Origin of the sequence: Stenotrophomonas acidaminiphila (assembly GCA_002951995.1) — a bacterium.
In the GTDB taxonomy this organism is placed as follows: domain Bacteria; phylum Pseudomonadota; class Gammaproteobacteria; order Xanthomonadales; family Xanthomonadaceae; genus Stenotrophomonas; species Stenotrophomonas acidaminiphila_A.
Map to the genome: position 1 here is coordinate 1,828,450 of CP019797.1, position 12,899 is coordinate 1,841,348.

11 protein-coding genes and 1 pseudogene are annotated in these 12,899 nt (G+C 70.2%); 7 read left to right on the forward strand and 5 right to left on the reverse strand.

Translation table 11 applies throughout. The annotated features are described in order from the left end of the window. Window positions 1-275: 275 nt before the first annotated feature. Window positions 276-3,062, reverse strand: a complete 2,787-nt coding sequence (locus tag B1L07_08250; protein AUZ55082.1) for a histidine kinase — start codon at window positions 3,060-3,062, stop codon at window positions 276-278. Between the two features lie 405 nt (window positions 3,063-3,467). Here B1L07_08250 and B1L07_08255 point away from each other — a divergent pair. Together B1L07_08255 and B1L07_08260 are read left to right on the forward strand one after the other, a co-directional pair. After that, window positions 3,468-4,184, forward strand: a pseudogene (locus B1L07_08255) (DNA-binding protein). A gap of 2 nt (window positions 4,185-4,186) precedes the next feature. After that, the gene (locus B1L07_08260) at window positions 4,187-5,932 is read left to right on the forward strand and encodes a c-di-GMP phosphodiesterase (protein AUZ55083.1); all 1,746 of its coding nucleotides are present in this window, start codon (window positions 4,187-4,189) and stop codon (window positions 5,930-5,932) included. A 45-nt stretch (window positions 5,933-5,977) separates the two neighbouring features. Here B1L07_08260 and B1L07_08265 read toward each other — a convergent pair whose 3' ends face one another. The 4 genes from B1L07_08265 to B1L07_08280 form a co-directional block, all read right to left on the reverse strand. Further along, entirely contained in the window at window positions 5,978-7,153 is a 1,176-nt protein-coding gene (locus B1L07_08265) for a sensor histidine kinase (protein AUZ55084.1), read from the reverse strand. 124 nt (window positions 7,154-7,277) lie between these two features. Further along, entirely contained in the window at window positions 7,278-7,616 is a 339-nt protein-coding gene (locus tag B1L07_08270; GenBank protein AUZ55085.1) for a flagellar protein FlgN, read from the reverse strand. Next, window positions 7,613-7,915, reverse strand: a complete 303-nt coding sequence (locus B1L07_08275) for a flagellar biosynthesis anti-sigma factor FlgM (GenBank protein AUZ55086.1) — start codon at window positions 7,913-7,915, stop codon at window positions 7,613-7,615. The genes B1L07_08270 and B1L07_08275 overlap by 4 nt, the downstream gene beginning before the upstream one ends. Before the next feature lie 65 nt (window positions 7,916-7,980). Beyond that, complete coding sequence (locus tag B1L07_08280) at window positions 7,981-8,625, reverse strand: flagella basal body P-ring formation protein FlgA (protein AUZ55087.1); 645 nt, start codon at window positions 8,623-8,625, stop codon at window positions 7,981-7,983. Window positions 8,626-8,779: 154 nt separating this feature from the next. Between B1L07_08280 and B1L07_08285 the strand changes: the two genes are divergently transcribed. The 5 genes from B1L07_08285 (at window position 8,780) to B1L07_08305 (ending at window position 12,773) form a co-directional block, all read left to right on the forward strand. After that, window positions 8,780-9,724, forward strand: a complete 945-nt coding sequence (locus B1L07_08285) for a chemotaxis protein CheW (GenBank protein ID AUZ56518.1) — start codon at window positions 8,780-8,782, stop codon at window positions 9,722-9,724. Window positions 9,725-9,946: 222 nt separating this feature from the next. Then, window positions 9,947-10,345, forward strand: a complete 399-nt coding sequence (locus tag B1L07_08290; protein ID AUZ55088.1) for a flagellar basal-body rod protein FlgB — start codon at window positions 9,947-9,949, stop codon at window positions 10,343-10,345. A 10-nt stretch (window positions 10,346-10,355) separates the two neighbouring features. Next, a complete protein-coding gene (locus tag B1L07_08295) occupies window positions 10,356-10,763 on the forward strand; it encodes a flagellar basal body rod protein FlgC (protein AUZ55089.1) in 408 nt (135 codons plus the stop codon). A 23-nt stretch (window positions 10,764-10,786) separates the two neighbouring features. Continuing rightward, window positions 10,787-11,461 carry a flagellar basal body rod modification protein gene (gene flgD, locus B1L07_08300; GenBank protein ID AUZ55090.1) on the forward strand — a complete coding sequence of 225 codons (675 nt, stop codon included), beginning with the start codon at window positions 10,787-10,789 and terminating at the stop codon, window positions 11,459-11,461. A gap of 34 nt (window positions 11,462-11,495) precedes the next feature. Next, a complete protein-coding gene (locus B1L07_08305; GenBank protein ID AUZ55091.1) occupies window positions 11,496-12,773 on the forward strand; it encodes a flagellar hook protein FlgE in 1,278 nt (425 codons plus the stop codon). Window positions 12,774-12,899 lie beyond the last annotated feature (126 nt).

Genomic DNA, 12,899 nt, shown 5'->3' on the forward strand with positions numbered 1-12,899 from the left:
CGCTGACAAACTTCGTATCGGTTTACGCCCGGCGCCACTGCGGCGGTACTGACAGCAGGATTCTGGCCGCCGGTACCGGAGGTTGCCGCAGGACGCGCCATCGGCGACAGCCACTGCGCCCGTCGCCGACGGTCGCCGTCGACAAGCGGGCACGGGGTTCAGGTGTGGGGGCGAGGAGGCGTGAAGCGCGTGCCCGGTGCCGGCGATCCGCGGGCCGGCGCGCGGCGGTCACGCCGCAGACGAGCGGGAGCGACGCGCGTGGAGAGCGCCGGGGCTCAGGTGACCGCGGCGGGGATGTCCGCGGCGGCAGCGGCCGCCGCGCCGGGGCCGCCGCGTTCGTCGCAGCGGCGCAGCCACTGCGCCATGTCCCGCGACGGCAGCGGCCGCGAGTACAGATAGCCCTGGATTTCGTCGCAGCCCTGGCGCAACAGCATCGCCTCCTCCTGGCGCGTCTCCACGCCTTCGGCCACCACCTGCATCCCCAGCGCATGGCCGAGGTGGACGATGGCCTGGGTCACCTCGGCGGTGCCGGCATCGTGCAGCATGCGCTGGACGAAGCTGCGGTCGATCTTCAGCCGCTGCACCGGGAAGCGGTTGAGGTAATGCAGGTTGGAGAAGCCGGTGCCGAAATCGTCAACGGCCAGCAGCACGCCGTTGCGCTCGAAGGTGTCGAAGCACTGCCGCAGCGCGTCGCTGTCGCGGATCAGGGCCGATTCGGTCAGCTCCAGCTCCAGCCGTTGCGGTGGCCAGCGGTGGCGTTCGCAGATGGCGATCACCTGTTCGGCGAAGCCACGCTCGCGCAACTGCATGGCCGACACGTTGACCGCCACGCGCTCGAACATCAGCCCCGCGGCATGCCAGGCGGCCGCCTGGCGGCAGGCCTCGTTCAGCACCCACTCGCCGATGCGCGCGATCTCGCCGCATTTCTCCGCCACCGGGATGAACTCGGCCGGGCTGCAGGGCCCGAGCTCCGGGCAGGTCCAGCGCAGCAGGGCCTCGATCGCCGGCGGCCGGGTCGCGTCGACATTGACCAGCGGCTGGTAGACCAGCTGGAACTCCTCGCGTTCGAGCGCGCCGTGCAGCGCGTGCTCGATCTGCAGGCGCCGCTGGATGCCGGCCAGCACGTCCTGGCTGTAGTACTGGTACGTGTTGCGCCCGGCTTCCTTGGCCGCGTGCATGGCGGCGTCGGCCGCGCGCAGAAGGGTGTCGAAATCGCGATGGCTGTCGTCGGCCAGCGCGATGCCGACACTCGCCCCCACCTTCAAGGTGGTGTCGCCGCGGTGCAGCGGCGAGGCCAGCGAAGCGATCAGCTTGCGCGCGACATGGCCGGCATCGGCCGGGTCGGCGAGGTCGCGCAGCACCACCACGAACTCGTCGCCGTTGAAGCGGCCGAACAGGTCGGCGTTGCGCAGGTTCTGGTGCAGCCGCGCCGCCGCGGCCTTGAGCAGCATGTCGCCGGTGGCGTGGCCGAAGGTGTCGTTGATCGACTTGAAACCGTCCAGGTCGACGAACAGCATCGCCAGGATCTTGCCGTTGCGGCGCGATTCGGCCAGGGCGTCCTCGGTCTGTTCGCGCAGCAGGATGCGGTTGGGCAGCCCGGTCAGCAGGTCGTAATGGGCCAGCAGCTCGATGCGCTCGTTGGCCTCGCGTTCGCGGGTGATGTCGCGGAACAGCACCACGAAGCGTTCCGGCAGGCCTTCGCGGCGGTCCAGTTCGACCTGTACCTGCACCCACACCCGCTGCCCGGAATGCCGGTAGAAACACAGGTCCAGCTGTTCCGGCAGGCCGCCTTCGGCGATGCGGGTGAGCGCGGCCTCGAAGCCGTCGCGCGAATCGGGGGTGTACAGCGCCAGCGCCTGCTCCAGCGTCACCGGTTCCTTGCGCAGGCCGTGGATGCGGTAGCACTCGTCGGTCCACAGCATGCCGCGGGTGCCCACCTCGATCTCGCAGCCGCCGATGCGGCCGAGCGCCGAGACCCGGTTGAGCAGTTCGGTGCGCCAGCGGATCAATGCGTCGGTCTGGCGCTGCTCGGTCACGTTCTGCAGTTGCCCGGCCACGCGCCGTACGCGCCCGCTGGCATCGTGCCGGGGATGCATCCAGACCCGCACGTGGATGCCGGGGGCGTCCATCGGTCCGGCCGCGAGCACCAGCTCGAACGCATGCGGCTGGCCTTCGCGGTGCAGCCGCCGCCATGCCGCCAGTACCTGGGCGCGGGCGTCGGCGTCGAGCCGGTCCAGCCAGCGCCGGCCCGGCGGCAGGCTGCCCGCGGGCAGGCCGATGGCGGCGTGCAGTTCGTCGGACCAGGAAAAGCCGCCGTCGCGTTCCCACGACCAGGTCCCCAGCCCGGCGATGCGCTGCAGGTGGCGCAGCTGCGCCTGTTGCTCCTGCGCTTCGGTATCGGCGGCGTCCGCCGTGGCGGTGGCGATGCGGATGCCGGCCATGCGCAGCGGCTGGCCGTCGGCCGTCCACGCCACCACCTGGCCATGATCGTGCACCGTCTGCCATCCGCCATCGGCGCGGCGCACGCGCAGCCGGCAGTCATAGGCGCTGGTGGCATCGCCCAGGTGCGCGCGCAGGGCGGCCTGCTGCGCGGCGCGGTCATCGGGATGGGTGTGCCCGAGCCATGCCTGCACGCTGCCGCTGGTGGTCCCGCCTGCGCTCGGCCCCGACTGCGCTAGCAGGTGTGCCGGCACGTCCCACTCCCAGACCTCGTGCCCGGCGTCGTGCAGCAGCCGCGGCCAGCGCCCGTCCGCCAGCGGCGTGGCCGGGGTGGCGCTGTAGATATAGGCGCAGACGGCGCCGTCCCCGGTGCGGGCGGCGCTCAGAAAGCCGTCCACACGCTGCTCCCCGGTGGGCACCGAGCATGGCAGCAGCCCCTGCCCCTGGCCGGCAACCCGGTCGCGCACCCCCTGCAGCGCCTGGCGGTGCGCCTGCAGGCCGCGCGGCAGGTCGAGGGTACGGGCCGTGGCATTGGCGGCCAGCGGCTGGCCCTCCGGATCGAGCAGCACGATCGCCCCCTCCAGCGGGTGGCCCATCATGCTCGCAATGACGCCCTGATCCACGCGCTACCGCTCCAGTCAAACACCCGAGGTCCGGGAACCCTATGGATAACGGCCGGCCTTCACGGAAATTGAGTACTGCGTCATCACGGTTTGCGATGGCCCGTTAAGATGTCCACGGATCGAACACGGCCCCCCGCCACGGCACATGCACAACGGCTCCCCCCTTCGCCGCACCCGGCCCCCACCAAGTCGGCAATGGCCAGCCTGCAACGCACTACCTATGGTGTGGTGGTGGCAGGCGGCGGCCTGATCCTGCTGTGCGGCCTGCTGCCCTGGGCCTGGACGGCGATCCCGGCCCATGCGCTGGCCTGGAGTGTGACCTCCGTCATCCTGGTGGCCGCCTACGCGGGCATCGCCCTGCTCCTGCTGCTGCCGCGGCTGGCCCGGGTGCGGCGCCTGGCCGCGCGCGACGTGGCCGAGCTGGAGGCCAGCCGCAAGGCGCTGGAGACCGGCAACCGCGAACTGCAGGCCATGGCCGGACGCCTGTTCTCGGTGCAGGAGGACGAGCGCCGGGCGATTTCCCGCGACCTGCACGACGATATCGGCCAGGCGGTCACCGCGATCAAGCTGGCCGCGCATGCGGCGATGGACGAGGACGATGCCCGGCGCCGCCGCGAGGACCTGGGGCAGATCGTGGAGCTGGTCGACAGCACCGTGGTGCGGCTGCGCAACCTGTCGATGCTGCTGCGCCCGCCGCAGCTCGATGCGCTCGGGCTCGAGGCGGCGCTGCGCTGGCAGGCCGGGCAGCTGTTCCGCTCCTCGGCGGTGGAGTTGCGGATGGAGGTCGAAGAGCTGCCGCAGCGCCCGGACAACGAAGTCGAGCAGGCCTGTTTCCGCATCGCCCAGGAGAGCCTGACCAATGCCCTGCGGCATGCGCTGGCCAGCCAGGTCCGGCTGTGCCTGGCGGACGCTGGCGATGGCCGGCTGCGGTTGCGCGTGAGCGACGACGGCGAAGGCTTCGACCCCGATGGCCCGCGCGGTCTCGGGCTGGTGGTGATGCGCGAGCGCGCGCAGAGCGCCGGCGGCTGGCTGCGCATCCATACCGCGCCGGGTGAAGGCACCCTGGTCGAGCTGCACCTGCCCTACCGCATGCCGCAGGCGAGCGCCTGCCAGGGAGCCTGAGGATGTGGAACCCCGCCCCGCCGGCGGCCGCCGCGATGCCCGCCCCGCCGCGCCTGGGCGCCGGCAACCCGGAACTGGCGGCGATGGTCGCCGAGGCCGCCGCCGGCGGCACGCCGCTGATGCTGCTGCACCTGGACATCGACCACTTCGCGTCGGTCAACGAGAACATGAGCGCGGAGGTCGGCGACCAGGCACTGGTGCTGGTCGCGCAGCGCCTGGCCGACCACCTGCGCGGCCGCGGCCGGCTGTGGCGGCACGGCAGCGACGAGTTCGTGCTGGCGATCCCGCGCGCGGACGGGGTGCCGTTGCCGGAGGACATGGCCGAACAGCTGCGCCAGCAGATGGAGCTGCCGCTTTCGGTGCTGCCCTACACCCTGTTCCTGACCGCCAAGATCGGGGTGTCGCTGAGCCCGGAGCACGCCACCGATCCCAGCCGGCTGCTCGACCTGGCCGAGGATGCGCTGCACCAGGCCGGCCGCGAGGGCGGCAACGTCGTACAGGTGCACATGCTGCACAAGCCGCTCAGCGCGCACAGCGAGAGCATCATTTCCCGGCAGCTGGTGGACGCCATCGACAACGGCGAGCTGCGCCTGCGCTACCAGCCGCTGGTCAGTGCCCGCGACGGCCATGTCGTGGGCATGGAGGCGCTGTTGCGCTGGCAGTCGCCGACGCTGGGCATGCTGGTGCCGGAACGCTTCATGCGTACCGCCGAACGGCTCGGCATCATCGTCCAGATCGGCGCCTGGGTGCTGGAGATGACCCTGCGCCAGGCACGCATCTGGCGCGACCAGGGCTTCGACGATTTCAACATCGCGGTCAACGTGTCCACGCTGCAGCTGCTGCGGCCGAGCTTCTTCGCCGAGACCATGGCGATGCTGCAGTCCACCGGGGTGCCGGCGCGCATGCTGACCCTGGAAATCAACGAAAGCGCGCTGACCAACAACGTCAACTTCGTCTACGAGACTCTGGCCAACCTGCGCAACGAAGGCATCAGCCTGAGCCTGGACAATTTCGGCACCGGCGACTCCAGCCTCAGCGCGCTGGTGCGCTACCCGGTGGACAAGCTCAAGATCGACCGCAGCTTCATCAAGAGCGCACCGGCGGCCAACCGCGAGGCGGCCATCTCCCGCGCGATCATCGCCATGGGCCACCAGCTGGGCATGACGGTGATCGCCAACGGGGTCGAGTCGCAGGCGCAGCTGGGCTTCCTGCGCCGCAACGACTGCGACGTGTTCCAGGGCTATCTGTTCGGCGAGCCGATGTCGGCCGAAGCCGCCGGCATGACCCTGCGCCGTCGCTACCTGCGCCCGGAGGCGTTCGCCGAGACCCGCCCGGACCGCACCCTGCTGCTGCTGGACGACGAGGAGAACGTGCTGCGCTCGCTGGTGCGCCTGTTCCGCCGCGATGGCTACCGCATCCTCGCCGCCGGCAACGTGCGCGATGCCTTCGACCTGCTGGCGATCAACGACGTGCAGGTGATCCTGTCCGACCAGCGCATGAGCGACATGAGCGGCACCGAGTTCCTGGGGCGGGTGAAGATGCTCTACCCGGACACCATCCGGCTGGTGCTGTCCGGCTACACCGACCTCAACACGGTCACCGACGCGATCAACCGCGGCGCGATCTACCGCTTCCTGACCAAGCCGTGGAACGACGACGAGCTGCGCGAGCACATCCGCCAGGCGTTCCGCACCCACGACGAGAAGCGCGGCGGCAGCCAGGGCCGGGCGATCAACGGCCTGGAGTGAGGCCCGTCGGCGCGCCCGCACGGCGGCGCCGGCGGTGGCCGGCGCTCAGCCTTTCGGCTGGCGGATCGGCAGCACGATGCGGAAGCGCGAGCCCTCGCCCACCGTGCTGTCCAGGTCGATGCGGCCGTGGTGCTTGTTGACGATGCCGTAGGAGATCGACAGCCCCAGCCCGGTACCGCTGCCAACCGGCTTGGTGGTGAAGAACGGGTCGAAGATGCGCTGGCGCAGTTCCGGGGAAATGCCCGAGCCATTGTCCTGGAACTCGATCCAGACCTCGTCGCCGTCCACTCCGGTGCTGACCACGATATGGCCGCGGTCGGCGATCGCATGGCCGGCGTTGAGCAGCATGTTCATGTACACCTGGTTCAACTCCGAGGGCAGGCACTCGACCATCGGCAGTTCGCCGTAGCGACGCTCCAGGGTGACCTTGTACTTGAGCTCGTTCCAGATGATGTTGATGGTCGATTCCAGCCCCGCGTGCAGGTCGGCCAGCTTCCACGACTCGTCGCGCCCGGAGTACGAGAAATCCTTCAGGTCGCGCACGATGCGCGTCACCCGCTCGATGCCCTCGCGCGATTCGGCCATCAGCTGCGGCAGGTCGCGGCTGATGAAGTCGATGTCCAGGCGGTCGCGGATATCGTCGATCTCCGGGATCAATGCCTTCGGATCCGGCGCGCGCAGGGCGCGCTCGTAGGCCTCGATCACGGTGAACAGGCTGCGCAGGTATTCCTGCAGGCTGCCCAGGTTGGAATGCACGTAGCCGATGGGGTTGTTGATCTCGTGGGCCACGCCGGCCGCCAGCTGGCCGATCGAAGCCATCTTTTCCGACTGCAGCAGTTTCTCCTGGGCGCCGTTGAGCCGCAGGTAGGCCTGGCGCAGCTCGGCATGGCGGCGCTGCAGCTCGTGCTCGTAATCCTCCTGCCCGTCGATGTGACGGAACAGGGCCAGGCAGGCGTGTTCGCCCGCGTGCTCGTGGTGGTAGAGGTGGACGATCACCGCGCGCGCGCCCAGTGGCAGGCTGCCGCTCCAGCAACCGGTTTCGCGCGCCTGGCCCAGCGCCGCCGCGGGCAGCAGGTCGGCCAGGCGCCGCGCGAGCCCGGCCACCTCGCCAGGCGCCACGCCGAACAGCTCGCGCACGACCGCGTTAGCCAGGGCAACCTCGCCCCGGTCGTTGAACAGCAGCATGCCGTCGCCCATGCGGTCGCTCAGCGCACGCAGCACGACGGGAGACGGAAAGGTCGCGAACGGGGAGAGGCGGTATCGGCCACGGGGCTGCGGGTCGGCGGAACGGTCGCCCACTATAACCGCGGATGCGCAGGCGCCAAGCGCCCGGCGGGGGCTGCGCTCAGGCGACGGCGAGCGGCTTGCGGGTGTGCAGCAGGTGCGCCTGGCCCTTGGCGTCGTAGGCCGACGAAGCCTCGCTGCGGCCCAGCTGGCGCAGCGCCCAGCTGACCTCGCGGCGGCGGCGGGCCAGCAGCACGCCGTTGGCGCGGTTGCGCTCGGCCAGTTCGCGCAGGCGTTCGGCGTGTTCCAGCGGCGGGCGCGCCTCGAGGATGCGCAGCGCTTCCAGTTTCAGGCTCGTGGCCGCCACCAGCGCCTGCACGTCGTGCTCGACCAGCGCCTGGCGCTCGCCATCGAGCGCGTCGCTCAACTGCTGCAGGGGATCGGCCACGCCCAGCTTCATGCCTGCAGCTGTCCGTCCAGCTCCAGCATGCGCTGGGCAATGGCGTCCGGGTTGATCCGGTAGCTGCCGTTCTCCAGCGCTTCGCGGACGGCCTGCACGCGTGCGCTGTCGATCGCCGGGGCGGCGGACAGCTCCCGCTGCATGGCCTGCAGGCTGGTGGCCTCGCCGGTCAGGCGCACGCTGTCGGCGGCCTCGACCGGACGTGGCTCGCCGCTGCCGGCGGGGGTAGCCTTGGCGGGCGTGGCGACCGGGCGCAACGGGGCGCTTGCCGTGATCCCGCCGTCGATTTTCTGGCTCATGTGATGGAAGTCCTGATTCGGTACACAAGGGTTAACGGCAACGGCGCACTGATCTTTAGTGGAATCTAACGGGAAACCAGCACATCGCCGCTGGCCGTGGCCACGCCCTGCACCACCCGCCGCGAGGACAGGTTCTCGACCGGCACCCGGTCGGCCTCGCCGGCATCGGCGAGCGCCTTGCCGGCCACCCGCACCTCGACCCCGCCGCGCCGCGACACCAGGGCGACACTGTCGCCGCGGCGGATGATCCGCGGGGCGACCAGGTCGTTGGCCGACAGCAGGGTGCCGGCGCCCATCGCCCGCCGCGCCACCCGGCCGATGGCCGCCTGCGGGTCGGACAATACCGCACCGGCGATGCGCGCGGTGTCACGGCGCACACTGCCGATATCGGCGGCGGACAGCACTTCTCCAGCGGCGATGCCGCGGGCCAGGACCAGCACGTCCTGCTCGCGCCGCACCGTCACCGGCACGAACAGCTTCCAGCCGCCGGCCTGGGGACATGCCACTTCCACGGTCCGGTTGCCGGTGGCCCGGGCCTGCAGGGGCGCCGGGCACGCCGGCAGGCGCAGGCCGGCATCGACACTGGCCTCGGCCTCGGTGGCCGGGTCCAGGGTGGACAGCGCGGCCGCGCGGATCGAGGCCACCGACTGGAAATCGGCGGCCTGGACCGGAAGGGCCAGCAGCAGGCATAACAGGGCCGTCAGGCGCATGGGCGAACTCCGCCACGGGAACAATGGCCATTGCCCTGCAAGCGGCGTGCCGGAACCGCCGCGGGCGGCGCCCGGACACGATGCATGGCGCAAGGTGCGGCCATCGCCCGCGCCGGCCCTCAAGTCCCGCCCCCGCCCTGCCGATACCGGCTGCATGTCACATGACCTGCTCAACCGCATCGACCAGCGCACCCGGCTGGCCGGCCACAACCGACTGGCCCTGCTGCTGTTCCGCCTCGGCGGCCGTCAGCTTTTTGGCGTCAACGTCTTCAAGGTGCAGGAAGTGCTGCGGCGCCCGCCCCTGTTCCAGGTGCCCGGCCTGCCCACCCAGTTCTCCGGGGTGGCCGACGTGCGCGGCCGCTCGGTACCGGTGCTGGACCTGGGGCTGGCGATCGGCCACCCGGAGCGCGAGCCCAACGCCGACACCTCGCCCGGCTACCTGGTGGTCACCGAGTTCAACCGCTCGGTGCAGGGGTTCCTGGTCAGCGGCGTGGAACGGATCGTCAACATCGCGGTGGAGGACATCCAGCCGCCGCCGGAACTGGGCGCCGAGGCCAGCTACCTGACCGCGGTCACCCGCTTCCAGGGCGAGCTGATCCAGGTGATCGACGTGGAGAGCGTACTGGCCGACATCGCCCAGATCAGCAAGGATGCGGTGCTGGACCCGTCGATGGTCCTGCCGCCCGGCGCGCCGCCGATGCAGGTGCTGGTGGTGGACGACTCGCGCGTGGCCCGCCAGCAGATCCGCAGCGTGCTCGACCAGCTCGGGGTCACCGCCACCCTGCTGTCGGACGGCAAGCAGGCGCTGGACCACCTGCTGCAGATCCACGCGGCCGGGGAGAACCCGGCCGAGCGCTATGCCATGGTCATCTCCGACATCGAGATGCCGGCGATGGATGGCTACACCCTGACGACGGAAATCCGCCGCCACCCGGGGCTGGCCGGGTTGTTCGTGCTGCTGCACACCTCGCTGTCGGGCGTGTTCAACAACGCCATGGTCGAGCGCGTGGGCGCCAACGCCTTCGTGCCCAAGTACAGCGCCCACGAACTGGCCGATTTCGTGCTGCAGCGCCTGCGCCAGGTGGCCGAAGCGGCCTGACCCCGGGACGCGTGGAGGCGGGCGCCTTGTGGTGAAGCAAGGGGGCCGCCCCGCCGTGGAGGCGGCCCGCCCCGCCGGCGCCCCGATCCCGATGCGGCAAGCCCGCCACCGGGGGCCGGCCCCCTCCCCCGTGCTCCCGGGTTCCCGCGCCTCCCCTGCCTTCCCCGCGTTCTGGCACACCGCTTGCAGCCTTCCGGGCATCGTTCCCCCGGGAGGCGCGCCATGCCCAACCTGATTTCCAATTACCTGGGCATCCACGCCCAGGCCATGCCGTTGCGCGAACAGCGCATGAAGCTGATCGCCGGCAACCTGGCCAACGCCGACACCCCGGGCTACAAGGCCCGTGACCTGGATTTCGACGCCGCCCTGCGCAACGCCAGTGGCGCCGACGGCAACGGCCTGCTGGCCACCACCGCCGAACAGCATTACCGCATCGGCGGCGACGTCCTGAACCCGTTCCAGGTACTGCGCCCCGGCGTGCAGCCGAGCCTGGACGGCAACACCGTCGACCCGGATGCCGAACGCGCCGCGTATGGCCGCGCCGCGCTGGAGTACCGTGCCTCGCTGAGCTTCGTCGAGTCGAAGGTGCGCACCCTGACCACCGCCATCACCGGCCAGTAAGGGGAGCGCCATGAGCAACCTGCCCATCTTCGACATCGCCGGCTCGGCGCTGCAGGCGCAGTCGGTGCGCATGAGCACCATCGCCTCCAACCTGTCCAACGCCGACTCCGTGGCGGGCTCGGCCGAGGCCGCCTACAAGCCGCTGGAACCGATCTTCCAGGCGGTCACCAGCCGCGAGGACCCGCGCCTGACCCGGGTGGAGGTCAAGCAGGTCACGCAGAGCGAGGCGCCGCCGATCAAGCGCTACGAACCCCACCATCCGCTGGCCGACGGCGACGGCTATGTCTACTCGCCGGACATCGACCCGGTGGCGCAGATGGTCAATCTCATTTCCACCTCGCGCAATTACCAGGCCGGCGTGGAAATGCTCAACACGGCCAAGGAACTGACCCTGGCCACCCTGACCATGGGCCGCTGAGCCGGCCGCCACAGGATCCCGCCATGAGCAGCATCAACACCAACACCGACCTGTTCGGCGCGCTCGGGCTCAACGCCCCGGCCGCGAAGAGCACCAAGAAGAAGGACGCGCTGGACCAGGCCGATTTCCTGCGGCTGATGACCACCCAGCTGCAGCACCAGGATCCGCTCAAGCCGATGGACAACAGCCAGATGGTCGCGCAGATGGCGCAGCTGTCCACGGTGCAGGGCATCAGCGAATTGAACAAGAGCGTCACCGGCTTCCAGGAATCGATGGCCGGCGACCAGATCCTGCGCGGCGCGGCCATGGTCGGCCACGACGTGCTGGTGCCGTCGACCAAGTTCATGCTCGGCGACGAGGGCGCGACCGGCGGCACCTTGGCCGCGCCCGGCGCGGGCACCATCGTCGTCGACATCACCGACGCCAACGGCAACAAGGTCGACCAGATCAGCGTCGCGGCCGACGCCTCCGGCGAAGTGCCGTTCCAGTGGGACGGCACCGACGCCAATGGCAAGCGCATGCCGGCCGGCGCCTACACCATCGCCGCCACCTACACCGACGCCAGCGGCAAGCAGACCAAGCTCAGCACCTACGTCGAGGCCGAGGTGGAGAGCGTGACGGTCGGTTCCGACGGCCTCTACCTGAACCTCAAGGGGCTGGGCGCGGCCCCGCTCGACTACGTGCTCCGCGTCAGCTGAGCCCCCTCTTCCACGGATTCCCAGGAGTATCGCCATGGGCTTCAATGCCTCCCTGTCCGGCATCAGCACCGCCAACGCCGACCTGAGCGTCACCGCCAACAACATCGCCAACGTCAACACCGTCGGCTTCAAGGAATCGCGCGCCGAGTTCGCCAACGTCCTGACCGCGACCGGCTATGGCCTGCAGAACAACGCCATCGGCTCGGGCGCGCGCCTGACCAACGTGGCCCAGCAGTTCTCGCAGGGCAACATCGACCAGACCGGCCGCAGCCTGGACCTGGCGATCGCCGGCGAAGGCTTCTTCACCCTGAACATGAACGGCTCGCGGGTGTATTCGCGCGCCGGCAACTTCCAGGCCGACAAGAACGGCTACGTGGTCAACCCGCAGGGCGCGCGGCTGCAGGTCTACGCGCCGAGCGCCGACGGCACCCGCTTCGACGGCGCCCTGACCGACCTGCGCCTGCTGTCCGGCGACAGCGCGCCGCGCCCGACCAGCCAGCTGCAGCTGGCCTTCACCCTGCCGGCCAACGCCAAGGAACCGACGATCACGCCGTTCGATCCGGCGGTCAGCAACAGCTACAGCCACTCCAGCGGCGGCATCACCGTGTTCGATTCGCTGGGCGTCAGCCACATCCAGACCTCGTACTTCGTCAAGACCGCCAATCCCAACGAGTGGGCGGTGTACAACTTCGTCGACGGCGTGCCGGTCAACAACGGCAGCGTGCCCGGCGATCCCACCGCCACCCCGCCGGTACCGGCGGTCATCGGCACCCCGACCCTGCTGCAGTTCTCCGACAGCGGCGCACTGACCGCGCCGGCCGACGGCAAGATCACCCTGGGCACCTTCACCCCGAGCACCGGCGCCGGCCAGCTGGCGATGAGCCTGGACGTGTCCGGCTCCACCCAGTACGGCGAGAAGTTCAACCAGCACAACACCGGCCAGGACGGCTATGCCTCGGGCAAGCTCAACGAGATCAGCATCTCGGAAAAGGGCGTGGTGTATGCGCGCTACTCCAACGGCGTGGACGTCGCGCTCGGCCAGGTCGCGCTGAGCAATTTCAACAACCCGCAGGGACTGCTGGGCGAAGGCAACAACCTGTGGTCGGAAACCTATGCCTCGGGCACGCCGCGCACCGGTGCGCCGGACAGCTCCGACCTGGGGCAGATCCAGGCCGGTTCGCTGGAGGCCTCCACCGTCGACCTGACCCAGCAGCTGGTGAACATGATCACCGCGCAGCGCAACTTCCAGGCCAACGCGCAGATGCTCTCGACCCAGGACCAGATCACCCAGACCGTGATCAACATCCGCTGAGGCAGCACGCCGGGCAGACGGGAGCGGGGAATGACACGGCGCGCACAGCTCGCGCCGTTCCCCGCGCCTGGCCCCTCGCCCTGCATCGCCGGCGTTCCGTCGTTCCCTTCTTCCCGCTTCCCGGTC